The sequence below is a fragment of the Streptomyces sp. NPDC045846 genome, from assembly GCF_056431605.1.
Genome location: NZ_JBWKKJ010000004.1, coordinates 573,997 through 597,800, shown reverse-complemented (window position 1 = coordinate 597,800; position 23,804 = coordinate 573,997). Strand labels below are relative to the sequence as shown.

Here is a 23,804-nt window from a genome sequence, read left to right as displayed (position 1 = left end):
CGCCGTACGGGGCCTCAGCCGGGCAGCCCGAAGAGCCGGGCGCCGTTGTCGTGGCAGACCGCCCGGAGCCAGTCGTCCCCCAGGCCGAGCCGCTCCAGGGCCTCCAGCTGGTGGAGGTAGGGGTAGGGAATGTTCGGGAAGTCCGTGCCGAGCAGGATCCGCTCCCCCAGGTCGAGCAGCCGCCCCCGCTCCCGCGCGGGGAAGGGCGCGCCGCGCTCGCTGAAGTCGGTGAAGGCCATGGTGGTGTCGAGCATCACCGAGCCGTACGCCTCGGCGAGGTCGAGGAAGTCGGCGTACTCGGGCATCCCCATGTGCGCGACGATCAGCCGGAGACGGGGGTGGCGGGCGAGCACCCGCCCGACCGGCCCCGGCCCGGTGTGCTTGCCGGGTGCGGGCCCCGACCCGCAGTGGATGACGACGGGCGTCCCGGCCTCGGCGAGCAGCCCCCAGACGGGGTCGAGCAGCGGGTCGCCGGGGTCGTAACCGCCCACCTGCACATGGGACTTGAAGACCCGGGCCCCCGCGTCCAGCGCCGCCCGCACATAGCCTTCGGCGCCGGGCTCGGGGAAGAAGGTGGCGGTGTGCAGGCAGCCCGGGGTCCGGGCCGCGAAGGCGGCGCCCCACTCGTTGAGCCACTCGGCCATGCGGGCCTTGTGCGGGTAGAGCATCGAGGTGAACGCGAGCACCCCGAACTCCTCCCGCAGCAGCCGCACCCGCTCCTCCTCCGCCTCCCGGTAGGTGATGGGCCACTCGACCCCGCCCACGAGCTCCCCTGCGGAGTCGAAGTACTCCCACACCTTCCTCAGCACCCGCTCGGGCATGAAGTGGGTGTGCACATCGACGAGCCCCGCCAACCCGAGCCGCCCCCAGAACGCCCGAACCCCCTCGCCCTCACCCCGGGCATCCCCGGGGTCGGCGGCACCGGTCCCCGCCGCGCCGGGGAGCCCGGCTGCCTCTCCGGCGGCGCTCTCAGCCGCGCTCAAAGCCGTAGCTCCGCTCGACCCTGGCCACGTGGACGCTGTAGCTCTCGTACCAGTGGTCCCGTCCGTTCCTCTGTGCCCGCTGGTGTTCGAGGCGGCCGCGCCAGGCGGCGATGGCCTCCTCGTCCCGGAAGTACCCGACGGTGATCCCGAGCCCGCCCGGGTTCCGCGCGCTCTCGTAGCCGAGGAACCCCGGTATCTCCGCCACCAGCGTGTGCATCTCGGCGGCGGTCTCGCCGTATCCGTTGTCGCCCTCGGTCCGCACGGAGGTGAACACCACGGCGTAGTAGGGCGGTTCGAGTCCCGAGACCGGACCCGGTACCTGCGCTTGATCGCTCATGCCCCCACCCTCGGCCGCCCTCGCGGGCCCTGTCCAGATTCCTTGCCGGAAGGGATCCGAAGGGGATCCAAGTCTTGACCCGCCCCGCTCTCCCCGGGGCCCGGCCGCCCCCTCGCGGTCCTCAGAACAGCAGGTCCTGCACCCCGCCCTCCTTGGGCAGCGCGCGGACGGGCACACTGACGCCCTCTTGTGCCCCGGCGGGGACGGCGGCGAGATCCCACCCGCTCATGAGCCGCGTGTCCAGCACGAGGACGCCCGCGTCGCCCGCATCCAGGTGGAGGTCGGGCCCGGCGGCCGCGAGGAGCCTGCCGCCCAGCACCCCGCCGTCCACCAGCTCCGTGACCACGCCGGCCGCCGGAGGGAGCCCGGAAAGCCCGAACGCCGCGCCGTGGTCGACGACTTCACACCCGATCCGCTCCAGCGACTCGGGCCAGCCGGACAGGGCGACGGCCCGAGCGTGCAGCGAGGCGACCTCCGCCGCGCGCTCGGCCACCCCGGGCAGCCGGGCCCGCACCGCCCGCTTCTCGGCGTACGGAATCCGGTCCGGCACCCCGAGCGCCGCCCTGAGCAGCTCCTCGCAGCGCCGGGCGGCCATCAGCGGGCCCCGCCCGAGCCAGCCGAAGGCCACCGCCCCCTGTTCGAGCAGCCGGGCCGGACCCCGCTCCTCGGCGGTGATGCCGACCTTGACCATCCCGCTGCCGAACCAGGCGAGGTAGACGCGGTAGGTACGCGGATCATCGACGTAGGTGTCGGCCGCGACGGAATGCGCCCGGTCGAGCCGCGCACACTCCGGGCACCGCGCCTGCGTCCCGCGCCCCGGCACCGGCGCCGCCACCGGACAGGGATTCCCCCGCGCCCCCACACAGCGCCGGACCCCCACGACCCGGAACGCCACCGCCCGCCCGAACGAGAGCGGGCTCTCCCGCCCCTCCTCCCACACCAGCCGGGGCCCGCCGGCCCCCCACCGAACCCCGGAACACCGCCACAACCCAGCCACACCCCGAAGCTACCCGCCCCCACTGACAACGCCGGGGCCCCGGGAACGCGAGAAGGCCCCCGGATCTCTCCGGGGGCCTTCTTCGCTGTGCACTCGGCAGGATTCGAACCTGCAACCTTCTGATCCGTAGTCAGATGCTCTATCCGTTAAGCTACGAGTGCTTGTGCTTCCGGGGTTTTTTCTGCCCCGTCGGCGTTGCGAGAACAACATTACATGACCTGCGCCGTGACGCGAAATCCATTGCCCCCACAGGCTCTGACCTGCGGAAATGCCCCTGCGTGAGCAAACCGGGGGGCGCGGGGCCCGGGCGGGGAAAGCACTGGGCGGGGCCGGAACGGGGCCCGAAGCGGGGCCAAGGCGCGGTGCGCGCGGTCAACGGCGGGTGCGGGCAGTCCATCGCGGGAGCGAGCGGTGACGGTTGGGCGCGTGGTCAACGGCGGGTGCGGGCGGAGGACCGCGGGCGCGCGGGCTCAAGGGCGGGTCAGGGGGCCCGGGAACGGCCGAAGCCCCGGCCGTGGGGCCGGGGCTTCGGGTGTTGCTGGCGGAGGCGGAGGGATTTGAACCCTCGATGGGCTTTAAAACCCAAACCGCATTAGCAGTGCGGCGCCATAGACCGGACTAGGCGACGCCTCCAGCACACCGTCGCGTGTGCGAGTGGTGCGTGCAGATGATGACACAGCCTTGCGGGCCGTCACCAATCGCCCCCCACGGTACTAGGCGGACCGGCACCAGAGCAAAGGCGTTCGTGTGGCGCAACGCCGGGCGTTGACGCGCGTTAGACCTCCAAAGACCCCGGGCGTCCCCGGGAGACCGAGAGTCCGCCGAAAGTCCGTCCACACGCCTGGAGATACGAGACTCATGCTGCGCCGCCTCGCCGTCACCGCCGCCGCCTCGCTCACCGCGCTCGCCGCCGCGCCCGCCGCCTCCGCGGGCCCCCTGCCCGTGCCACTGCCGCTGCTCGGCGACGGGCACACCGAGGACCGGCTCACCGTCACGATCGACCACAACCCGGGAGTCGAGGGGACGTACACGCTCGAATGCCACCCGGCGGGCGGCGACCACCCCCGCCGTCAGCAGGCCTGCGACAAACTCGACTCCCTCACGACCTGGGGCAAAGACCCCTTCGCGCCGGTACCCAAGGACGCGGTCTGCACGATGATCTACGGCGGCGCGGCCACCGCGCACATCACCGGCAGCTGGGCCGGGCGGCCCGTGGACGCGACGTACAGCCGGGCCAACGGGTGCGAGATCTCGCGGTGGGACAACATGCTGCCGGTGCTGCCGAGCGCCAGGTAGGGCACCCTGTACGCGCTCCCCGCGTACCCCTTGGTCACACAACCTTGGTGAGAGCTCCCCCTCATCCGCCGTCGCTCGCACACCGCCAGCCTTTAGACTCCCTCCCAGTGACAGGCCGCAAGGTGCAGTGGTTCAGGGAGGAAGCGTCGTCGTGAGCAGCAGGCCATCCCGAGGCGCTGCTCGCCTCGCAGCCATACTTGACGCCCTTCCGGACGGGCTCCTGCTCGTCAACTGCAACGGCACGGTCGTCAACGCCAACACCGTCGCCCTGGAGATGCTGGAGGCGCCGGGTACCGGGCTGGTGGGGCGGGGAGTTCTCGACCTGCTGCCCTCCTTCGACTCCAAGCTCATCCCCGGCTCGATGCGCCGGCCCGAGAGCGAGGACGAGCAGGGCCGCACCAAGCCGACCCGGATGATCGCGCGCCGCACCGACGGCACCGAGTTCCCGGTCGAGGTGACCAGCGCCAACCTGGAGGACGGGCGCGACGCGTACGCCTCCTACGGCAGCGGCGGCGGCCCCGGCTCGTACTCGGGCGACGAACTCCTCATGCTGGTCGTACGGGACCTTTCGGGCACCGTCGACACCGAGGCGGAGCTCGCCCGTTCGCAGCGGCAGACCGAGATGATCCTGCGCGCGGCGGCCGAGGGCGTGGTCGGCACCGACACCGACGGGCGCGTCGTCCTGGTCAACCCGGCGGCCGCGCAGATCCTCGGCTACCGCGCCAGCGACCTCGGCGGGCAGGAGCTGCACCCGCTGGTGCTGCACTCGCGCGAGGACGGCGAGCCGTTCCCGTACGAGGGGAGCCCGCTGGCCGACACCCTCAAGTCCGGGCGCAAGCACCGGGTGCGCGGGCAGGTCATCTGGACGAAGAGCGGCGCCCAGGTCCCGGTGGACCTGACGACCGCTCCGGTGCGCGACGGCGACCTGCTCGTCGGGGCCGTCATGACCTTCACCGACCGGCGCCCGTACGAGGAGCAGGCCGCCAAGCACGCCGAGGTCCTGGAGCGGGAGACCAAGCGCTACGACGCGCTCGCCGCCCGGCACCAGCAGCTGCTCTCGGTGCTGGCCGGATCGCTGCGCGGGCCGCTCGACGAGCTGCGGGGCGAACTCGCCGCGCTCGCCGCCGACGACGCGGGCCAGCTGTGGCCCGAGGCCAACCAGGTGCTGCACCACCTCGCCGCCGGGTACTCGCGCATCACCACGCTCGTCGACAACGTCCTCGGCTACCAGCGGCTCGACGCGGGCAGCGAGGAGCTCAAGAAGACCAAGGTGCTGGTCGATTCGGTGGTCGGCGCGGCTGTCGACGGCGCCGTCGAGCTGATCGGGCCGGGGCGGGCGCAGTTCGCGGTGCACACCCCGCCCATCGAGGCCGAGGTGGACGGGCCGCGCCTGTCGACGGCGCTGGCCCACCTGATCGCGGACGTGGCCGGGGTCGACGCGACGGGCAAGGCCCCGGTCGCCGCCGGCGGCTACATGGACTCCACCGTCGTCGTCGCGGCCGCGGTGCGCGGCGAGGTCGTACGTCTGGAGGTGCGCGGGCCCTACCCGGGCGGCGACCCGGTCCACGGGCCCATCGTGCGCGGCATCGTGCGGGCGCACGGCGGCGTCCTGCAGACCGTGGACGTGCCGGGCATGAGCGGCTCGGCGTACGTGCTCGAAGTGCCGCTCGGCGCGGGTGCCGGGACGGTCGAGGCCCCGGTGGCCCCCCGGCCCGACGAGGCGCTGCTTCCCGCGCAGCAGGACGGCGGCGGACGCAGGCGGGCCCGGCGGGCGTCCACGGACGCGTTCCTGGAGAGCGCGGTCACCGAGGAGGCGTCCCCGACCGGGCGGCGCCGGGCGCGGTCCGAGTCCGGCTCCGGGTCCGGTTCGGGCGGCGGGGACGGCGACGGCGGCCCGGACGGTGACCGAGCCCGGATCCCGGCCCAGCAGATCGCCTCCGGCGGCGAGAGCGCGGGCAGCGGTCCCGCGGGGAGCGCCGGAGTTCCGGGCGGCGGGGCCGCGTCCGGGTCGGGACGGCGGCGTGGGCGGCCCAGCCCCGCCGAGCAGTCCGTGGCCCGGCCCACCGGCCAGGCCGTGCGGCAGGGCATCGAACAGGGCTCGGCGCAGGCAGCCGAAGGGTCCGTCGTCACCGGCGCGGAGAGCGCCCGCGAATCGTCCGGCATGGGCCGGGCCGCGCTGGGCGAGACCGTGCCGCCGCAGGGTGTGCCCACCGAGGCCACCGGCCGCCGGGCCCGCCGCGCGCTGCCCGCCCCCGGCGCCGCCGACGCCCCGGCCACCCCCGCGGACGCCCCCGCCGAGCCGACCGGCCGCCGGGCCCGCCGAGCCCTGGGCGCCGCGCCCGGCGGAGCGGGTGCCGCGGCGGGTGGTGCTGCTGCGAGTGGTGGTGCGAACGGCTCTGCTGGTGCTGCGAGTGGTCCTTCGCGTGGTCCTTCGAGTGGTCCTGCCGCGGGTTCGACGGGTGGCTCCGCGACCAACTCCGCGAGCGGGCCGGACGGAGCGGTTCGGACGGCCTTCGCGCTGCCGCCCGCCGACGCCGACCGCGCACCGCATCCCGGCCCCGTGCCCCCGAGCCCCCTTCCGGCCCCGGGCGCGGTCCCGGCCCCGACGTCGGGAGCGGCTGACGTGTCCGCGCCCGGAACGGGGCGACATGGCTCCGCCCGGGCTGCGGGTGCCGGGCACGTGGGTGCCGGACCCGTGGGCGCTGGGCACGTGGGTGCTGGGCATGCGGATGCTGGGCACGTAGGTGCTGCGCACGTGGACGCTGGGCACGTAGGCGCACCACACGCAGGTGCTGCGCACGTGAACGCTGGGCACGTAGGCGCACCACACGCAGGTGCTGCGCACGTGAACGCTGGGCACGTAGGTGCTGGGGCTACGGGTGCCGGAGCCATGGGTGTTGAGCCCATGGGAGCCGGACACACAGGCGCGGGCCCTATGGGCGCCGGACCCACGGGCGTTGAACCCACGGGTGCTCGACCCATGGGGGCCGGACACACGGGCGCGGGCCCTATGGGCGCCGGGCCCACGGGCGTTGAACCCATGGGTGGTGAACCCACAGGGGCTCGGCCCATGAGCCCCAGCCACACAGCTGCTGGCCCCGTGGTCGCCGGACCAGTGGGCGCCGCGACCACACCCCCTGCCCCCACACCCCCCGCCGCCGAGGCCACCCCCGTGGCCCCCCGGCCCAACACCCCCGCCCCCGGCGACCCCGTGGCCGAGCACACCCCGCCGCAGCCGCACCCCGCCGAGCGGCCCGAGTGGGCCGCCCGGGCGGTTTCGGCGCCGGGTGCGCCCGGGCCCGTACCGCCGCAGGCCCAGAACCCGGTCCAGGGCAACCAGGCCGCGCCCGCCAAGCCCGCTCGGCAGCCGCTTCCCGCCGAGACTCCGCCGGGTGGCATCCCGATGGTCGGCGGGGACACCCAGGGCCGGGCGTTCAGCGTGCGGGCGCTCGGGCAGGGTGCGCCGTTCGGGCAGACGCAGGCGCAGCCGAACCAGACCTCCGGCGGTTCCCTCGGCTCCGGGCGGCGGCGCAAGCTCGGCACGCCTCCCGAGGGCGTCGAGCGGCCCGCCGAACCGGCCGCCGTCCGGCCGCATCCCGTACTGCCCTCGCCCCCTTCGGAGGGCCGGGGCCGCGCGTACGCCATCGGGGCGCCCGACGAGGGTGCCGAGGGTCCCGAGCCGCTGGACGGGCCCGGCGGCGCCGTCGAGGTGGCCAACCGGCCGCAGCCGCAGCCCGTCGACGACGAGCTGCCCCCGGAGCCGCTGGACAACCCGCGCCGGCTGCTGGTGTGGCCCGCGCCGGACGTCTCGACCCAGCAGGCGCTGAGCGAGCGCGGCTACCGGCCCGTGGTCGTGCACTCCCGCGAGGAGGTCGACGCGCAGATCGCGGCGTTCCCGGCCGCGCTGTTCGTCGACCCGCTGACCGGCCCGATCACTCGGACCGCGCTCCAGTCGCTGCGCCAGGCGGCGGTCGCGGCCGAGGTTCCGGTGCTGGTCACGGCGGGTCTCGGCCAGGCGACGCGGGAGGCGGCGTACGGCGCCGACCCGGCCGTCCTGCTCAAGGCGCTCGCGCCCCGCGACAGCGAGCAGCACCCGCCCCGGGTCCTGCTGATCGAGGAGCACGAGGAGATCGCGCTCGCGCTCACCGCGACCCTGGAGCGGCGCGGCATGCAGGTCGCGCGGGCCGCCACCGACTCCGAGGCGGTCACCCTGGCCGCCCAGATGCGGCCGAACCTGGTGGTGATGGACCTCATGCAGGTACGCCGCCGCCGGGCCGGAATCGTCGACTGGCTGCGCGCCAACGGGCAGTTGAACCACACCCCGCTGGTCGTCTACACCTCGGCCGGCATCAACCAGGCGGAGCTCCCCAAGCTCTCGTCCGGCGAGACGGTCCTGTTCCTGGCGGAACGGTCCACCAGCGGCGAGGTACAGGGCCGCATCGTGGATCTGCTGGCGAAGATCGGCACCAACTAGCCGCGTTCTGCGGCTGGTTGGGGTTTCCGACCCCGGGCGGGGTCGCGCGGACGCGTGCGCAGGCCGACGCGGTCGTGGTTCGCCGTGCACCGCTTCCGGGACGCGGTCGTCCTCGAAGGCCGACCGGGCTCCCCCCGGGGTGGGTCGGCTTCTTCGCCCACCCAGGGGCCATGCCGAATGAGCCGGCCGCCGCGCCGCCGGCCGAGCGGCCGAGCCGCCCGGGCGCGGCTAGCGCAGCTCCGTCACGTCCAGCTCGCCGTCCGCGTACTGCCTGCGGATGACCTTCTTGTCGAACTTGCCGACGCTCGTCTTCGGCACCGACTCGACCAGCGCCCACCGCTCCGGGAGCTGCCACTTGGCGATCTTTCCGGCGAGGAAGGCCTTGAGGGCGGCGTAGTCGGCGGTGGCGCCCGGCTTCAGCACGACGGTGGCGAGCGGGCGTTCGCCCCACTTGTCGTCCGGGACGGCGACGACCGCCGCCTCGGCGACCTCGGGGTGCGCCATCAGCGCGTTCTCCAGCTCCTGGCTGGAGATCCATTCGCCGCCGGACTTGATGACGTCCTTGGCGCGGTCGGTGAGGGTCAGATAGCCCTCCGGGCTGATGACGCCGACGTCCCCGGTGCGCAGCCAGCCGTCCGGGCTGAACTTGTCGGCCGGACGGAAGTCCTCGCCGCCCACGCCGCCGAAGTACGCGCCCGCGATCCAGGGCCCGCGCACCTCCAGCTCGCCCGCCGACTCGCCGTCCCAGGGCAGGAACGCGCCGTCCGGCCCGGCCAGCCGCGCCTCGACACCGGCGGGGAAGCGGCCCTGGGTGATGCGGTACGGCCATTCCTCCTCGGCGCTGAGCCCGGCGGGCGGGTTCGACATCGTGCCGAGCGGCGAGGTCTCCGTCATGCCCCAGGCGTGGCAGAGCCGTACGCCGATCTTGTCGTACGCCTCCATCAGCGAGGGCGGACAGGCCGCGCCGCCGATCGTGACGTTCCGCATCGAGGTGAGGTCGCGGGGGCGGGCGGTGACCTCGGCGAGCAGGCCCTGCCAGATGGTGGGGACGGCGGCCGCGTGCGTGGGCCGCTCGCGCTCGATCATGTCGGCGAGCGGCGCCGGTTGCAGGAAACGGTCGGGCATGAGCATGCTCACCCCGGCCATGAAGGTGGCGTGCGGCAGGCCCCAGGCGTTCACATGGAACTGCGGCACCACGACCAGCGTCGTGTCCCGGTCGGTGAGCCCCATCGACTCGGCCATGTTGACCTGCATCGAGTGCAGGTAGATCGAGCGGTGGGAGTAGACCACGCCCTTGGGATCGCCGGTGGTGCCGGAGGTGTAGCACATGGCGGCGGCGCCGCGCTCGTCCAACTGGGGCCAGTCGTACGTGGTCGGGCGGCCCGCGAGCAGCTCCTCGTACTCGTGCACCTGCGGGCCCGCGCCGTCGATGTCCTCCAGGAGGGAACGGTCGCCGGGGCCGCTCACGACGACGTGCTCCAGCGTCGGCAGGTGCGGGAGCAGCGGGGCGAGCAGGGGCAGCAACGAGCCGTTGACGATGACCACCCGGTCGGCCGCGTGGTTGACGATCCAGATCAACTGCTCGGCGGGCAGCCGCAGGTTGAGGGTGTGCAGCACCGCGCCCATGGAGGGGATCGCCAGGTACGCCTCGACGTGCTCGGCGTTGTTCCACATCAGCGTGCCGGTCGCCTGGCCGTCCTCGACGCCGAGCTCGCGCAGCGCGTGCGCCAGCTGAGCGGCCCGGGCACCGATCTCGGCGAAGCTGCGGCGGTGCGGCTCGGCCTCGCCGGTCCAGGTCGTGACCTGGGACTTGCCGTGGATCGTCGACCCGTGGGTCAGGATCCGCGAGATCAGCAGCGGTACGTCCTGCATGGTGCTCAGCACGGCGTCCTCCCGGTGAGCGCTGCGGCGCGCTCGATGGCGATAGGGGTGTGCCGATTCTGCTCACGTACCGCGCGGTATGTCACTACCCGGGAGTAGTTTCGGCCGTGCTTCCGCGAAGTTACCTGCGGAAACCTCGGATCGCCGTGGGTTCCGTGGCCCTGACCGTCACCGCGTGTGACCAGGGTGGGTGCCGGGGCGGCCGTCAGCGTATGGGTTCGAGCTCCGGGTCCTCGCGGAGCTTGCCCAGCGCGCGCGAGACCGCGCTCTTGACCGTGCCGACGGAGACTCCGAGCACCTCGGCGGTCTGCGCCTCGCTCAGATCCTCGTAGTAGCGCAGGACGACCATGGCCCGCTGACGGTCGGGCAGCTTCATGACCGCCCGCCACATCGCGTCGTGCAGCACCTGCTGATCGGCCGGGTCGGGCCCGGGCACGACCTCCGGCTCGGGCATCTCGTCACAGGCGAACTCGTCGACCTTGCGCTTGCGCCACTGCGAGGTGCGGGTGTTGAGGAGCGCGCGGCGCACGTACCCGTCGAGCGCCCGGTGGTCCTCGATCCGGTCCCAGGCGACGTACGTCTTGGTGAGGGCCGTCTGCAAGAGGTCCTCGGCATCGCTCGGGTTCGCGGTCAGCGAGCGCGCGGTGCGCAGCAGCACGGGGCCCCTGGCGCGGACGTACGCCGAGAACGACGCGTACGCGTGGTACGGCGTCGCCGCTCGGGAGGCGCTGGTGCAGACGGGCGTTGTCATGTCTCCACGCTATGAGCGCGAAGGCCCCGGGGGATCGGCCCCAGGTCCCGAAGCGGTGTCCGCCTCAGGTTGTAGGGGTGGGGGTGGCCACACCTCCTGAAGGTGGAGGACGCATCCCCGGCCCTCAGGGTTCATCGGCCGCTCCGTCGCCGCCCTCACGGCCTTTTCCAAGATCGCGGACGGCGTACGGGGCCCCTCGCGTCCGCTCGCCGACCGGCCGGGCGACGAGCGGACGCGCTCTGGCTCAGTCGATGCGGGCCACCGGGGCGTCCACCTGGTTGCGGTCCACGACCAGCCGGTATCCCCCGTGCGACTCGGCGGTGTCCCCCGCGTACTGGTGGATCCGCATGTGCTGCCAGCCGTCCTTGCGCAGCGCCGCCTCCTGGTACAGCGCGGGTCCCCCCGTGTTCCAGCGGGCGAACCAGATCGCCGCCGGCAGGTCCCGCACCCCCGCCAGGCGCGCCTGCTCCATCTGCCGTACGCCGGACCCGGCGCTGCTGTAGAACCCGGGCAGGTAGCCGCGCCCGCGCACCTCCCGGTTCCAGGCGCGCACGAAGTCCAGCGTGGTCCGGGCGCACGACGCGTTGCCCAGGTTGTACGCCTCCAGGTCGAGGTAGAGCGCGCTGCCGGGCAGGATGCCGAGGTCCCACGCCGCCTGGACGGCCTGGGCGCCCTCGGACGCGCCCTGCTTCACGGGCTGGTTGCCGATCCGCACCCCCTTCTTGTTCTCGGCGTACACGCACGGGGCCTGCGAGCCCACGAAGACGGGCAGCACCTGCCAGCCCATCTCGTGCACCTGGGTCACCCAGCTCCTGTTCAGGTTCCGCTGGACGGCGCAGTGGCGGCCGCGGCCCGCGTAGTAGATGCCGACGGCGCGGTACGGCGAACTCCGCCAGCCCCGCATCGCGGCCAGCGACGGCGTGTTGCAGGTGTCGAAGGCGGCGCCCCTGAAGGGCACGGTGGCCACCTCCGCCGCCTGCTCGTCCTGCTCGTCGTCCCAGGGCGGGGACGCGACGGCGGCCGGGGCGAGCAGCGTGACGAGGGCGAGCAGGGTGGTGGCGGAACAGGCGAGGGTCAGTCTGAGACGGCGCATGGCCCGAGTGAACGGCCGCCCGTCCCAACCGGCCACCGCTCGGCCCACCCCCTCGCCCGTCCGGGCGCAGGATCAGCCGTCCGCCCCAGTCCCGAGCCCCCGAATGCTCCTCGCGCGCCAACCCCGCTTCGCGCTGCGGCCCGCTGACGGCCGCTCAGCCGTACATCCCGGGCCCCACCCGGTTTCTGACACCGGGTCGGCACGCACCGAGGCCGGTCCCCTCCTGACGCACCCTCAGTCCTCCCTGCCCAGGACCAGCCCGGAGGTGGGGACGCCCGTGCCGGCCGTGACCAGGACGTGGGCCGCGTCGGGTATCTGGTTCACCGAAGTGCCCCGGAGCTGGCGGACCGCCTCGGCGATGCCGTTCATGCCGTGCAGATACGCCTCGCCCAGCTGGCCGCCGTGGGTGTTGAGCGGGAGCGCGTCCGCCGCCACGAAGTCGGCCGCCTCACCCGGTGTGCAGAAACCGAACTCCTCCAGCTGCATCAGCACGAATGGCGTGAAGTGGTCGTACAGGATCGCCACGTCCACCTCGGCCGGCGTCAGCCCGGACGTCCGCCACAGCTGCCGTGCCACCACCCCCATCTCCGGCAGACCGGTCAGCCCGTCCCGGTAGAAGCTGGTCATCCCCTCCTGTCTGCGCCCCGCGCCCTGGGCTGCGGCGGTGATCACGGCGGGCCGCTGCCGCAGGTCCCTGGCCCGCTCCGTGGTGGTGACGACGATCGCCTGACCGCCGTCCGTCTCCTGGCAGCAGTCCAGGAGTCGCAGCGGCTCCACGATCCAGCGCGAGGCGGCGTGGTCGGCCAGGGTGATCGGCTTGCCGTGGAAGTAGGCCGCCGGGTTGTTCGCGGCGTGGCGGCGGTCGGTGACCGCCACGTGCCCGAAGGCCTCGGGGGTCAGGTTGTAGGTGTGCAGATAGCGCTGAGCGGCCATCGCGACCCAGGACGCGGGGGTGAGCAGCCCGAACGGAAGCGACCAACCCAGCGCCGCCCCCTCCGCCGACGGCTCCCGGTGCTGCACCCCGGAACCGAAGCGGCGGCCCGAGCGCTCGTTGAACGCCCGGTAGCAGACGACCACTTCGGCCACCCCGGTGGCGACCGCGAGGGCGGCCTGCTGCACGGTGGCGCAGGCCGCGCCGCCGCCGTAGTGGACGCGCGAGAAGAAGGACAGCTCACCCATGCCGGACGCCTGCGCGACCGTGATCTCGGGACTGGTGTCCATGGTGAAGGTGACCAGGCCGTCCACGTCCGAGGGCGTGAGCCCCGCGTCGTCGAGCGCCGCGTGCACCGCCTCGACCGCCAGCTTCAGCTCGCTGCGCCCCGAGTCCTTGGAGAACTCGGTCGCCCCGATCCCGACCACGGCCGCCCGCCCCCCGAGCGAATCCCCCTTGCGTACGCTCATGACGCCGCCCCGGGCCGGGCCGGATCAGCCGAACCAGCGGCACTGGCGGGGCCGACGGGGTCGGCGCCGCCGGGGACGTCCACCCGTACGGTGCCGGTCACGTGGTGGCCCAGGCCGTTGGCGCCGGTCACCCGCACCTCGGCGACCTCGCCCTCCACCGCCGTCACCGTGCCGGTCAACGTCATGGTGTCACCGGGGTAGTTGGGTGCTCCCAGCCGTATCCTCACCGACCTCAGCCGGGCCGTGGGCCCGAAGTGATCGGTGATGTAACGCCCCATCAGACCATTCGTGGTCAGGATGTTCATGAAGATGTCGGGGGAGCCCTTCTCCCGTGCGATCACCGGATCGTGGTGCACGTCCTGGTAGTCGCGGGAGGCCACCGCCCCGGCCACGATCAGCGTCCGCGTGATCGGGATCTCCAGCGGCGCCAGCTCGTCTCCTGCCCTCATGCCCCCACCCCCTCGTCCATCGCCGCTCCCACCCCTGAGCCCACCTCCACGTCCCGCGCCGACCGGGCCCGCACGAGCCCCGGCTCCCCGGCCGGCGCCCCTGTCGACCTGCCCCGCGGCCCCTCCGCCAGCCTCTCCTTCACTATCAACTCGCCCAATTCCGATAGGAGTTCACCCCCGCACCCCAGATACGCGTCCAGCTGCCGGCCCCACAGGAAGTGCCGGTGGACGGGGTGTTCCAGGTCCGCGCCGAGACCCCCGTGCAGGTGCTGGCCCGCGTGCACGACGCGGGTGCCCGCCTCCGCCGCCCACCAGGCCGCCGTCAGCGCGTGCGTCCCGTACCGCAGGCCCTCGTCCCGCCGCCAGGCCGCCTCGTAGGAGGTGACCCGTATCGCCTCGGTGTCCATGTACGCGTCGGCGGCCCGCAGCAGGACGGCCTGGTTGGTGGAGAGCGGACGCCCGAACTGCTCGCGCGTCGTGGTGTGCCGGACCGCCCTGGCCAGCGAGCCCGCGCAGACCCCGGCCTGGAGCCCGGCGAACGCGGTGCGGGCGGTGGCCAGCACGTCCTCGTAGGCCCCCGCGCCGCCCACCCGCTCGGCCGGGGTGGCGGCGAGGGTGAGCCGCCCGGCCGACCAGGGTGCGGTCGTCTCCACCGGTTCGGTCTCCGTCTCGGCGGCGGACACCAGCCAGAGCGCGCCGTCCTCGTCGGGCAGCAGCACATGGGTGGCGTCCCGCAGCCACGGCACGAGCGGCACGACACCGGTCAACTCGCCCTCGTTCGTGGCCCGCACGCGCCCCGCCGAGGCGGGAAAGGCCCCGGTCGCCACCGCACTGCCCTCACGCAGGGCGGGCAGCAGCCGCTCGCGCTGCTCGGCCGAGCCGTGTGCCGTGAGGGCCAGGATCCCGTAGACGCAGCTCGCCGCGAACGGGACCTGGGCGGTGGTTCTGCCCTGCTCCTCCAGGGCGAGGACCAGGCCGAGCAGGCCGACCTCCTCGACGGCCGCCACGAGCCCCGCCCCGCACAGCGCCTTCCACAGCTCGCTGTCGGTCCCCGTACCGGCGGCCGTGAGCCGCTCGGGTGTCGACAGGTCGGTGAAGATCCGCTCGGCCAGCTCGCGGACCGCCGACTGCTCCTCGGTGGGCGTGAAGTCCATCAGGCCGCCTCCGCCCGGAAGACGGGAAGCTCCAACTCGGCGTCGGCGCGCAGGAATTCGAGACGTACCGGCATCCCTATCCGCACTTCGTCGGGCGCCACCCCCACCACATTGCTGACGATCCGCACCCCTTCGGCGAGCTCGATCAGGCCCACCGCATAGGGCGGGTCGAAGGCGGGGAAGGGCGGGTGGTGCATCACGACGTACGAGAAGACCGTCCCCTCGCCGCTCGCCTCCACGGTGTCCCATCGTGCCGAACCGCAGGCGTTGCACCCCGGCAGCCAGGGGAAGCGCAGCTCGGCGCAGTCACCGCAGCGCTGGATGAGCAGGCGGTGCTCGCCGACGCCCGCCCAGAACCCGGCGTTGTCCCGGTTGACGACGGGCCGGGGCCGCAGGGGCTTGGGGCCCGCTTGTTCCCCCTCCGGCGCACCCTGTGCCTCCCCCGCCTGCACCGTGGACCCTGTTGTCCGCGGTCGGCCGGATTCCTCGCGCGGGCGCGTATGCCGTTGTGCGGGCGCGTACTTGAGGATGCGGAAGCGGTGCGTCCCCGCGAGTGTGCCGTTCGCGCGGACGTCCATCCTCGTGGTGACGAAGTGCCCGGTGCCCAGTTTGGTGGTCTTGCGCGCGGAGATCGCCTCGATCACCGCGTCATAGCTGACGCGGTCGCCCGGCCGCAGGTCACGGACGTACTCCTGCTCGCAGTCCGTGGCCACCACCGAGGTGTATCCGGCGCCGTCGAGCAGCTCGAACAGCTCGTCGTAGCCGGAGGCGCGGCCCGTGCCGTCACCGTGCCCGGAGAGGCCGCCCATCGTCCAGGCCTGGAGCATCGTGGGCGGCGCTATGGCGTCCGGCCCGGTGTAGGCGGGATGCCCGTCGCCCATCGCCTCGCACCAGTGCCTGATCATCGGCGCGTTGACGAGGTCCTTGCCGACCCCGCCGGTCGCCGCCGGCTGCCCCTCGAACTTCTTCAGCCGGCCGAGGAACTCCTCCTCGTTCACCCCGCTCACCTCTTCCCCCGTGTCATCCCGAGCCGCATCGTGGCGACGATCTCCCGCTGCACCTCGCTCACCCCGCCGCCGAACGTGTTGATCTGCGCCGCCCGGTTCATCCGCTCCAGCTCCCCGTCCCCGAAGGCGCCGGGCGAGCCGCCCCGGATCAGGCCCGCGTCCCCCACGATTTCCCGACACATTCGATACGTTTCGACCGCGGACTCCGTTCCCGTGAACTTCACGCCGCTGGCGTCTCCCGGCGCCAGCCGGCCCGCCCCCACATCGCCCACCAAACGCCAGCTGAGCAGGCGATTCACCGCCAGCCGGGCATGCGTGGCGGCCACCTTCGCCTTCACCCATTCGTGGTCAACCGGGCGCCCGGAAGTCACCGGATCGGGCGTACAGGCATACGCGAGCGCCGCCTCGTAGAAGTCCTCGGCCTGCATGCCGATCGCGGCGAGCGCGACCCGCTCGTGGTTGAGCTGGTTGGTGATCAGCCCCCACCCCGCGTTCTCCTCGCCGACCAGGTTCCCCACCGGCACCCGGATGCCGTCGTAGTACGTCGCCGTGGTGGTCAGGCCGCCGACGGTCTCGATGGGCGTCCACGAGAAGCCGGGCGCGTCGGTCGGCACCAGAATGATCGAGATGCCCCGGTGCTTGGGGGCGTCGGGGTCGGTGCGGCAGGCGAGCCAGATCCAGTCGGCGTTCTGGGCGTTGGAGGTGAAGACCTTCTGCCCGTCGATCAGCCAGGATCCCTCGTCGCGCACCGCCCTGGTACGGAGCGAGGCGAGGTCGGTGCCGGCCTCCGGTTCGCTGTAGCCGATGGCGAAGACGAGGTCGCCGCTCAGGATCCGGGGCAGGAAGAACGCCTTCTGCTCCGCGCTCCCGTACTTCATCAGGGTCGGGCCGACCGTGTTCAGGGTGACCATGGAGACGGGTGCGCCCGCCCGGTAGGCCTCGTCGAAGAAGACGAACTGCTCGTCCGCGCCCCGCCCCCGGCCGCCGTACTCGACGGGCCAGCCCAGCCCGAGCAGCCCGTCGGCGCCGATCCGGCGCAGCAGCGCCCGCTGTCCGGCCGCATCCGCCCCGTGCAGCGGCCCGTCGGGCATCAACTCGGCGAAATAGGCGCGGAGTTCCGCGCGCAGCCGCTCCTGGGCTTCGGTCGGGGCGAGGTGCACGACGGCGGCCTTCCGTGCGGACGGACGGATCCGTGGACCGGCCCGGACGTACGGGCGCGATCCCGGATCAGGGTTTCTGACTGTCCGTCAGATAGCGCCCCGCTGTCAATGGTCGGGGAGACCGCCCCCGCATGCCAGCGGCCCGGGCGACCGTGCCGAAGCACTGTCACCCGGGCCGCCGATCACCCCATCGACCGGACCCTGCGGCTGGGGTGGCGCCTCACCACAGGCGGGAGAAGTTCACGGCGACGTTTCCGTTGCCCTGGTTGATCGACGTGAATGCCGAGCCGTTCACCTGAGCGGTGTTGCTCTGGTTGGTGGCCCCGGCCCCGACGGCCTGCTGCTGCGTGGTGGACGAATTTCCCCGGTTGTCGTGCCCGACCCCGCTGCCGCTGACGGTCGCGACCGCCGCGTTCGATCCGTGGCCCGCGATGGATCCGTTGTCGGCGGTGGCGACACCCGAGAAGAGGGCGGCGGCCAGAGGCAGCGCGGCAACGGCGGCGAGGACGCGGGCGGTACGGATGCTTGCCATGTCAATTCCTCCAGGAACCAGAAGTACTGCGGGTAGTTCGGCTCGTTCCAGGTCGTAAGTACGGCCTGGTCCAAGGCGGTTGGCCGACCGCCCCGGACGCTGTGACGACGTCGCTGGATCAGAGTTGCCCACCGAATCCCCGGCGAACCAGTCATCGGGGAACCTTTCGCCCGCAAGCGTGAGGACTTGTCGATAAACCCTCAATGTCGCCTCAAAGCGCTGCCCAGGATCGGTTTGCGGCGCCGGAACCGTGCCCTCCCGATGGGAGAACCGTTTCGGCCCGGATTCGGCCAACCTTTCCCGTCACCGGTAGCTCACCTGGCGGCCACCCCAGGACCACCCGGCCGTCGCCCGGCGGCGATGGGGTCGACGGCAGGCCGGGGACGGGGCCCGCGTGGCTTCCAGCGCCACCCCGGGCGCCCGGCCGAGTCCTGCCGGTCACCCCTGAAAGGGATTCCCTTTCTCGAACATTCGTACGAACATGGAGTCATGGCCACCATCGACCGGCAGGCCGCCACCCTGGCCCTCGCCCACGCCCTGTCCGCCGCCGAGCGCGGCCTGCCCGTCATCCCGCTGTCCCGCACCAAGCTCCCCGCGCTCCCCTCGCCCCACCGGGACGAGGCCCAACCGGTGCTCTGCCGGGGCGAGTGCGGGCTCCCGGGCCACGGGGTGCACGACGCGACCACCGACCCCGTCGTGGTCCGCGCTCTGTTCGCGGCCGCGCCCTGGGCCACGGGGTACGGCATCGCCTGCGGCCGGCCCCCGCACCACCTCATAGGGATCGACCTCGACACCAAGCCGCCGGAGGCCGATGCCACCGCGGCGCTCCAACACCTGGCGCTGCGGCACCTGTTCACCATTCCGGAGACCGTGGTGGTGATCACTCCGAGCGGGGGTCGGCACATCTGGCTGACCGGCCCGTCGGGCACGGTCGTGCCGAATTCCGCGAGCCGCCTCGCCCCCGGCATCGACATCCGGGGCGCCGGCGGCTACCTGGTGGGGCCGGGATCTCTGAGCAGTCGGGGCGTCTACCGGCTGGCGCCCGGCACCGCCCACCTCGGCCCGGCGCCCTGCCCCAGCGCCCTCCTCGACCTGCTCACCCCGCCCGCGCCCGCCCGCCACCACCCCCACAAGCAGGGTGATCACCAGGGGCGGGGCCTGGTCCAGTTCGTGCTGGCCGCGCACGAGGGCCAGCGCAACACCCGGCTGTTCTGGGCGGCCTGCCGCGCGTACGAGAACGGCATCGGCGCGGAGCTCACGGGCGCGCTCATCGCGGCGGCGATCCGCACCGGTCTCACCGAACGCGAGGCCCGCGCGACGATCGCCTCCGCGGCCCGCATGAGCGCGGCCAGGTGAGGAAGGGGGCGTAACCCCGCACCGGCCGGGACGCGGTTCTGCGCGGTGCTTCGGCTCGCGGTGCGTGGTGTGGCCCGGTGAGGGGGAGGGCGGCAACCGCGGAGCCAGGGCCCGGCCGCCGTTCCGCACGGCACGGGCTCGCAGTGCGCGGGCCGCGGTGTGGCGCAGGTGGGGAAGGGGACGGGCGTAACCCCGCACCGGCCCGACCGCTGACCTGTGCGGTGCTTCGGCTCGCGGTGTGCGGGCCCCGGCGGGCGCGGCAGAGGCTTCCCCCGAAGAACCTCCGCTGCGCCCGCCGGGTGCGGACACGTCCCGATCGGCTGGGAGCACGACCCCACCAGCTCGCCCGGACGAAGAATCCGTCCCCGTGACGGGAACTCTGGCCCATGTCGCCGCATGGGGTCTTGTACAAAAGCGCGGCCTTGCGAGCGGGAGCGGCCGCCCGCGCTCCACACCCGAATCGGCCCGGCGATTCCCGGCTCAGCCCGCCAGCCATACGCTCGTGTCGGCCCGCGACGCCAGGAAGCGGCCGGGGGTCACGCCGGTCAGGGCCGTGAACTCCCGGCTCAGATGCGACTGGTCGTAGAAGCCGCAGGCGAGGGCGGCCTCCGTGGGCCGGGTGCCGGTGGTCAGCAGCCAGGTCGCCCGGCGCAGCCGCAGGATCCTCGCGACCCGCTTGGGCGTGAGCCCGAACTCCCGCCGGAACAGGGTCTCCAGATGGCGGATCGACCAGCCCGTCCGGGCGGCGACCTCCCGGATGGGGAGCGTCCCCGAGCTGCGGACGAGCAGGTCCCAGGCGCCGCGCGCGCTCGTCGCGGGGGCGCGCGAGGCGTCCGCGTCGGCGGACCACTGGAGCAGCGCGCGGTCGAGCAGCGCGAACCGCTCGGGCCATCCGGGCGCGGCCGCGAGCGCCTCGCGGAGGTCGGCCGCCCGCCCGCCGAGGACGTCGGCCGGATCGGTCACGGTGTCCGCGAGTTCGCCCAGCGGGGTTCCGAACAGCCGTTGCGCGGCCCAAGGAGCGAGCGTGACCTCCACGCCGTGCAGCCGCCCCGCGTGCCCTAGGACCCTGGCCCGGCCGTGCAGTCCGGACACCACCGAGGTGTGCACGGCCGTCCCGCCGGGGCGCCGCCCGGCCTGGCCGACGCGGATCTCGTCGCCGAACCCGATGAGCAGCGACACCTTCCCGCTCGGTACGACCAGCCGTTCGCGCGGCCCTTCACCGGCCAGCCGGAACCCTCGGTACGCGCCGACGCCCGGCCGCAGCCGTGCGTCCGGCAGCGCGTAGACCCTGCTCTCGTCGCCGCTCCCCGTACTGCCGGACCGGCACGTTCCCCCGCTCACCCACAGCTCCTCGCCCCGGGACCACCCCGGACGAATCCACTGTCGGTGCCCCTTCGCCCCAGGACCAGACCCGACGGCATCCCAGGGACGCGCACCACCATCCCAAGCCTGTGACCTGCGAAGACTCCGGTTTCACCGGGGAGGTACGGGATGCGCGCGGGGAAGTCGTTCTAGCGCGTCAGGCGATTGTCGGGCCCGTCGTGTCCCGGATAGTCGGGGTCGTCCTCGCTGGTCGGCAACGGACGATGTCCCTCGGACCAGTCATTGGTCCATCCGCAGACGCCGCACGCGTAGCGGCCATCGAGTCCCGCCACGCGGGTACCGCACTTGCGGCAGTCCGCCTCCGTGATCTCCGGAGTGAAGACGGGCTCGGGTTCGGGTAGCGGTTCCAGTTCCGGCGGCCATGGACTCATCCATCGGAGCGTACCCGGCAGGCCGCGGGGCGACCCCGGAAGATCGGCCGCGGTTGCCCCACAACCAGCTTCCGCGGTCCTTGTGATGGCGCGGCAGTACGCGGAAGCCGTCTTCCGGTCGGCGCACCCGCGAGAGCCCGCCGAAGCGATCAAGTCCCGTGCGGATCAGGGTGAGACAGCAGGCACGAAGAAGGGGCGCCCCGAAGTCGGAGCGCCCCTTGACCAGCGCGCACGCTGACCTGCTGCGGTGGGTGTGGGATTTGAACCCACGGTGACATCGCTGCCACGACGGTTTTCAAGACCGTTCCCTTAGGCCGCTCGGGCAACCCACCCACGCCCCGCCGACCAGCGGCGTAAGCGGCTACAGCCTACCGGCCGCGGTCCACTCCGTGGGCCCTCGGCCCATGCCTGGGCCGTGGGGTTCGGATTCCGCCTCAGGAGGGAGGGTTCGACGGTGGCGTGGCCGGTCCCGGGACCCGTGCGGAGGGCGCCGAAATCGTCACGAGTCCCGGGGTCGTCACGGGGCCGGGGCCCCGCGGGCGTCATGGGGTGTCAGACGTCCAGCCAGCCCGCGCGGCGGGCGTAGCTTCCGGCCTGGAAGCGGCTCTGGGCGTTGAGTTCGGCCAGCAGCTCCGCGACATGGCGGCGGTAGGTCGTCGTGGACATCGACAGGCGGCGGGCGGCGATCTCGTCCTTGAGGCCCGACTCCAGCATGCGGACGACGGAGCGGCGCAGCTCGTCCTTGGGGGAGCTCGGTGCCACGGCGTCGGGGGTCTCGCCGAAGGGGCGGGCCGAGTCCCACGCGCTCTCCCAGGAGCGGTGGAGGTAGCGCACCATGGCGGGGTCGCGGACGATCAGCGCCCCCTGGCCGGGCGGCAGTTCGGGGTCGGAGATCACCGCGGTGCCGGCGTCGAACAGGAGGAGCCGGTCGGGGACCTGGCTGACCGTGCGGAATTCCACGCCCAGCCCGGCCATGCGGGTCAGATGCTGGCGCATGTAGCCGTGCGACAGCACGGAGTGCGGGTACAGGGTGCGGCACAGAACGCCCCGGCTGACGGCCTCGGCGGTGCGCCGGTAGCCGTCCTCCAGGGCTTCCTGCGGCGGCACCTGGGGGTGGGCGGCGAGGATCTCGACCCGGGCCGAGTCCGCGATGCGCTCCAGAGCGGCGCGGATGGCGTCGAGCGTGCCGAGGTATTCGACCGGGGCCTTCGTGAAGTGGCCCTGCCAGACCTCCTCGAAGACCGGCTTCATCACCATCACCCGCGTGCTGAGCTCGTCGGCCCGCTGGCGCAGCCGCCGGATGTCTGCCTCGATGGGCCCGACCAGATGCGCCACCGCGACTTCGGGGTTGCTCGCGAGGTATCCGCCGCAGCCGTCGGTGGCGGTGTCGCCGCTTTCGCCCCGCGAGGAGGCCTGGGCCCGTCGGGGCCGCACCAGGTGGAGGGCGGTGAGATCGGCGACGGCCGCCCAGACCTCCTGCGCCGGGCGCCCCAGTTCGACCGCGGCGAGCGCCGGGTGGAGCACTCCGGTTTCCAAGGCCGTGCGATAAAGCTTTACATGCAGTTCATAAACTTGCGGAATATCCGGTTCCGATGTCTCTTCTGTCGGATTCTTCACGATCTCGACCCCCGTTGTGTGTGGGTGGAACTCGTCAGTCATTTGTCGCCACCGGATCACGGTGGCCTTACCGCTGCCGCTCCGGCAAGCTGATCTCGGAGGGCAGCGGGTTGGGCTCTCCGAGAATCACACCGGAATTATTGGGGGGTTGTTCCATAATGAACCGCAGCCGTATTGCTTCTGGATTCCTGCGCACGCTCTGCGCATCGGCCGTACTCTCGCTGGCCGGATTCGCGGCCCTTGGCGGGCACGGCACCGACGGGCGGGGGGCATCGAACACGGTCGCGTCCACGCCGCAGAAGCACACCACGGTGGCGCTGGCCAGCGATGTTATTTGGCACGGCACGGCAGCCTGACCGGAACGGTCACGGGGACCGCGGTTCCCGGAGCCGCAGGGGGCGGCCCGAGGGCGCGACATGGCGTCAGCGGAAACAGGCCCGCGCCCTATAAAAGCGGCATGGCCTCATGACGACATACCCGCACGTTCATGCTGGACCTTCCCCCGGCGCGTCCGTTCACATTCGAAAGCGCATTTATGAGTGCCTCGAAATAGGGGCACTTGCAACGCGTGGACTATATCAGAGGAACCTCAAATGAGAACGGATGCTTTGATGGAGGAAAGGGGCAGCGGCATCAAGGCGGCTGTGATCGGTTCCGGCGGTATCGGAGGTTACTTCGGCGCCCGGCTCGCCGAGGCCGGGAACGCGGTGCATTTCGTGGCGCGCGGCCCGCACCTGGCCGCGCTGCGCGAGCACGGCCTCACGGTCACCGGACCCGACGGCACCGTCACCCTGCCCCGGGTGGCCGCCTCCGCCGACACCGCCGCGGTCGGCCCGGTCGACCTCGTCGTGCTCGCCGTGAAGACCTGGCAGCTGGAGTCGGCGCTCCCCCTGCTCGGTCCGCTGATCGCGCCCGGCACCGCCGTTCTGACCCTGCAGAACGGCGTCACCGCCCCCGAGGAGACCGCCGCCGCGGTGGGCAGGGACGCCGTCCTGCCCGGTCTGGCGAAGGTCATCACCCTGCTGGAGCGTCCGGGCGTGATCCGGCACGTCGGCGGGGAGGGCTCGCTGACGTTCGGCGAGTGGGACAACCGGGACAGCCGGCGGGTGCGGGAGCTCCGCGACGCCTTCGCCGAGGCCGGTGTGCCCGTCACGGTGCCCGCCGACATCTGGCCCGAACTGTGGGCCAAGTTCCTCTTCGTCGTGGCCTTCGGCGGACTCGGCGCGGCCACCGGCGGAACCTTCGGGGACCTGCGCGCCCGGCCCGGCACCCGCCAACTCCTCGCCGACGCCATGACGGAGATCGCGCGGGTCGCCGCGGCGCACGGCGTCGCGCTGCCCGACGGCGTCGTCGAGGACACCCTCGCCTTCGTGGACCGCCAGCCCGCCGCGGGCACCTCGTCGCTCCAGCGCGACATCGCCGCGGGCCGTCCCTCCGAACTCGACGCCTGGACCGGGGCCGTGGTCCGGCTCGCGGACCGCTCCGGCGTGCCCGTCCCGCTCAACCGAACCCTGTACGAACTGCTTGCCCTGCGCGAGGACCGAGCCCGAGAGGAGGCCTGA

General features: G+C 73.0%; 19 protein-coding genes and 3 tRNA genes. 5 read left to right on the top strand and 17 right to left on the bottom strand.

Annotated features, from left to right (window positions below):
- Positions 1–14 precede the first annotated feature (14 nt).
- The 5 genes from AC07F3_RS14915 to AC07F3_RS14895 form a co-directional block, all read right to left on the bottom strand.
- On the bottom strand, positions 15–854 hold the full coding sequence (locus AC07F3_RS14915; protein WP_479114063.1) for an amidohydrolase family protein: 840 nt from the start codon (positions 852–854) through the stop codon (positions 15–17).
- 115 nt (positions 855–969) lie between these two features.
- Positions 970–1,320: an antibiotic biosynthesis monooxygenase family protein gene (locus AC07F3_RS14910; protein WP_479113994.1), complete on the bottom strand. Its 351-nt coding sequence runs from the start codon at positions 1,318–1,320 to the stop codon at positions 970–972.
- A gap of 121 nt (positions 1,321–1,441) precedes the next feature.
- Positions 1,442–2,317, bottom strand: coding sequence for a DUF2797 domain-containing protein (locus tag AC07F3_RS14905; RefSeq protein ID WP_479113992.1), 876 nt, complete (start codon positions 2,315–2,317; stop codon positions 1,442–1,444).
- A gap of 88 nt (positions 2,318–2,405) precedes the next feature.
- Positions 2,406–2,478, bottom strand: a tRNA-Arg gene (locus tag AC07F3_RS14900).
- Between the two features lie 378 nt (positions 2,479–2,856).
- Positions 2,857–2,950: transfer RNA gene (locus AC07F3_RS14895), tRNA-Ser, on the bottom strand.
- A 225-nt stretch (positions 2,951–3,175) separates the two neighbouring features.
- Here AC07F3_RS14895 and AC07F3_RS14890 point away from each other — a divergent pair.
- Positions 3,176–3,613, top strand: a complete 438-nt coding sequence (locus AC07F3_RS14890; RefSeq protein WP_479113990.1) for an SSI family serine proteinase inhibitor — start codon at positions 3,176–3,178, stop codon at positions 3,611–3,613.
- A gap of 151 nt (positions 3,614–3,764) precedes the next feature.
- Positions 3,765–8,087, top strand: a complete 4,323-nt coding sequence (locus AC07F3_RS14885; RefSeq protein ID WP_479113988.1) for a response regulator — start codon at positions 3,765–3,767, stop codon at positions 8,085–8,087.
- 228 nt (positions 8,088–8,315) lie between these two features.
- On the opposite strand, the gene AC07F3_RS14880 is transcribed toward AC07F3_RS14885, so the two are convergent.
- From AC07F3_RS14880 to AC07F3_RS14840, 9 genes are all read right to left on the bottom strand, one after another.
- Positions 8,316–9,971 (bottom strand): long-chain fatty acid--CoA ligase, encoded by a 1,656-nt coding sequence (locus AC07F3_RS14880; protein ID WP_479113986.1) that lies wholly within the window; start codon positions 9,969–9,971, stop codon positions 8,316–8,318.
- A gap of 202 nt (positions 9,972–10,173) precedes the next feature.
- The gene (locus tag AC07F3_RS14875; protein ID WP_479113984.1) at positions 10,174–10,719 is read right to left on the bottom strand and encodes a SigE family RNA polymerase sigma factor; all 546 of its coding nucleotides are present in this window, start codon (positions 10,717–10,719) and stop codon (positions 10,174–10,176) included.
- Between the two features lie 244 nt (positions 10,720–10,963).
- On the bottom strand, positions 10,964–11,812 hold the full coding sequence (locus tag AC07F3_RS14870) for a DUF1906 domain-containing protein (RefSeq protein ID WP_479113982.1): 849 nt from the start codon (positions 11,810–11,812) through the stop codon (positions 10,964–10,966).
- Between the two features lie 234 nt (positions 11,813–12,046).
- The gene (locus AC07F3_RS14865; protein ID WP_479113980.1) at positions 12,047–13,213 is read right to left on the bottom strand and encodes a lipid-transfer protein; all 1,167 of its coding nucleotides are present in this window, start codon (positions 13,211–13,213) and stop codon (positions 12,047–12,049) included.
- Entirely contained in the window at positions 13,210–13,662 is a 453-nt protein-coding gene (locus AC07F3_RS14860; protein WP_479113978.1) for a MaoC family dehydratase, read from the bottom strand. Before AC07F3_RS14860 ends, AC07F3_RS14865 begins: the two co-directional genes overlap by 4 nt.
- Positions 13,659–14,816: an acyl-CoA dehydrogenase family protein gene (locus AC07F3_RS14855; RefSeq protein WP_479113976.1), complete on the bottom strand. Its 1,158-nt coding sequence runs from the start codon at positions 14,814–14,816 to the stop codon at positions 13,659–13,661. Before AC07F3_RS14855 ends, AC07F3_RS14860 begins: the two co-directional genes overlap by 4 nt.
- The gene (locus AC07F3_RS14850) at positions 14,816–15,823 is read right to left on the bottom strand and encodes a bifunctional MaoC family dehydratase N-terminal/OB-fold nucleic acid binding domain-containing protein (RefSeq protein WP_479113975.1); all 1,008 of its coding nucleotides are present in this window, start codon (positions 15,821–15,823) and stop codon (positions 14,816–14,818) included. Before AC07F3_RS14850 ends, AC07F3_RS14855 begins: the two co-directional genes overlap by 1 nt.
- Entirely contained in the window at positions 15,820–16,983 is a 1,164-nt protein-coding gene (locus AC07F3_RS14845) for an acyl-CoA dehydrogenase family protein (protein ID WP_479113973.1), read from the bottom strand. Before AC07F3_RS14845 ends, AC07F3_RS14850 begins: the two co-directional genes overlap by 4 nt.
- Positions 16,984–17,203: 220 nt before the next feature.
- Positions 17,204–17,515 (bottom strand): hypothetical protein, encoded by a 312-nt coding sequence (locus AC07F3_RS14840; RefSeq protein ID WP_479113972.1) that lies wholly within the window; start codon positions 17,513–17,515, stop codon positions 17,204–17,206.
- A 489-nt stretch (positions 17,516–18,004) separates the two neighbouring features.
- Here AC07F3_RS14840 and AC07F3_RS14835 point away from each other — a divergent pair, with 489 nt between their 5' ends.
- A complete protein-coding gene (locus tag AC07F3_RS14835; protein ID WP_479113970.1) occupies positions 18,005–18,871 on the top strand; it encodes a bifunctional DNA primase/polymerase in 867 nt (288 codons plus the stop codon).
- 480 nt (positions 18,872–19,351) lie between these two features.
- Here the strand turns inward: AC07F3_RS14835 and AC07F3_RS14830 are convergent, their stop codons facing one another.
- The 3 genes from AC07F3_RS14830 to AC07F3_RS14820 all read right to left on the bottom strand — a co-directional run bounded on the left by AC07F3_RS14830 (position 19,352) and on the right by AC07F3_RS14820 (position 22,161).
- Positions 19,352–20,212 carry a helix-turn-helix domain-containing protein gene (locus AC07F3_RS14830; protein ID WP_479113968.1) on the bottom strand — a complete coding sequence of 287 codons (861 nt, stop codon included), beginning with the start codon at positions 20,210–20,212 and terminating at the stop codon, positions 19,352–19,354.
- A gap of 658 nt (positions 20,213–20,870) precedes the next feature.
- Positions 20,871–20,957, bottom strand: a tRNA-Ser gene (locus tag AC07F3_RS14825).
- Between the two features lie 220 nt (positions 20,958–21,177).
- Complete coding sequence (locus AC07F3_RS14820; protein WP_479113966.1) at positions 21,178–22,161, bottom strand: hypothetical protein; 984 nt, start codon at positions 22,159–22,161, stop codon at positions 21,178–21,180.
- A gap of 239 nt (positions 22,162–22,400) precedes the next feature.
- On the opposite strand from AC07F3_RS14820, the gene AC07F3_RS14815 reads away from it, so the two are divergent.
- A complete protein-coding gene (locus AC07F3_RS14815; RefSeq protein ID WP_479113964.1) occupies positions 22,401–22,598 on the top strand; it encodes a hypothetical protein in 198 nt (65 codons plus the stop codon).
- A gap of 237 nt (positions 22,599–22,835) precedes the next feature.
- Complete coding sequence (locus AC07F3_RS14810) at positions 22,836–23,804, top strand: 2-dehydropantoate 2-reductase (RefSeq protein WP_479113962.1); 969 nt, start codon at positions 22,836–22,838, stop codon at positions 23,802–23,804.

Coding starts and splice junctions, on each gene's coding strand:
- AC07F3_RS14910 (WP_479113994.1), bottom strand. CDS start 1,320: ATGAGCGATCAAGCGCAGGTACCGGGTCCGGTCTCGGGACTCGAACCG.
- AC07F3_RS14865 (WP_479113980.1), bottom strand. CDS start 13,213: ATGAGCGTACGCAAGGGGGATTCGCTCGGGGGGCGGGCGGCCGTGGTC.
- AC07F3_RS14815 (WP_479113964.1), top strand. CDS start 22,401: ATGAACCGCAGCCGTATTGCTTCTGGATTCCTGCGCACGCTCTGCGCA.
- AC07F3_RS14890 (WP_479113990.1), top strand. CDS start 3,176: ATGCTGCGCCGCCTCGCCGTCACCGCCGCCGCCTCGCTCACCGCGCTC.
- AC07F3_RS14855 (WP_479113976.1), bottom strand. CDS start 14,816: ATGGACTTCACGCCCACCGAGGAGCAGTCGGCGGTCCGCGAGCTGGCC.
- AC07F3_RS14835 (WP_479113970.1), top strand. CDS start 18,005: ATGGCCACCATCGACCGGCAGGCCGCCACCCTGGCCCTCGCCCACGCC.
- AC07F3_RS14810 (WP_479113962.1), top strand. CDS start 22,836: ATGAGAACGGATGCTTTGATGGAGGAAAGGGGCAGCGGCATCAAGGCG.
- AC07F3_RS14875 (WP_479113984.1), bottom strand. CDS start 10,719: ATGACAACGCCCGTCTGCACCAGCGCCTCCCGAGCGGCGACGCCGTAC.
- AC07F3_RS14870 (WP_479113982.1), bottom strand. CDS start 11,812: ATGCGCCGTCTCAGACTGACCCTCGCCTGTTCCGCCACCACCCTGCTC.
- AC07F3_RS14860 (WP_479113978.1), bottom strand. CDS start 13,662: ATGAGGGCAGGAGACGAGCTGGCGCCGCTGGAGATCCCGATCACGCGG.
- AC07F3_RS14840 (WP_479113972.1), bottom strand. CDS start 17,515: ATGGCAAGCATCCGTACCGCCCGCGTCCTCGCCGCCGTTGCCGCGCTG.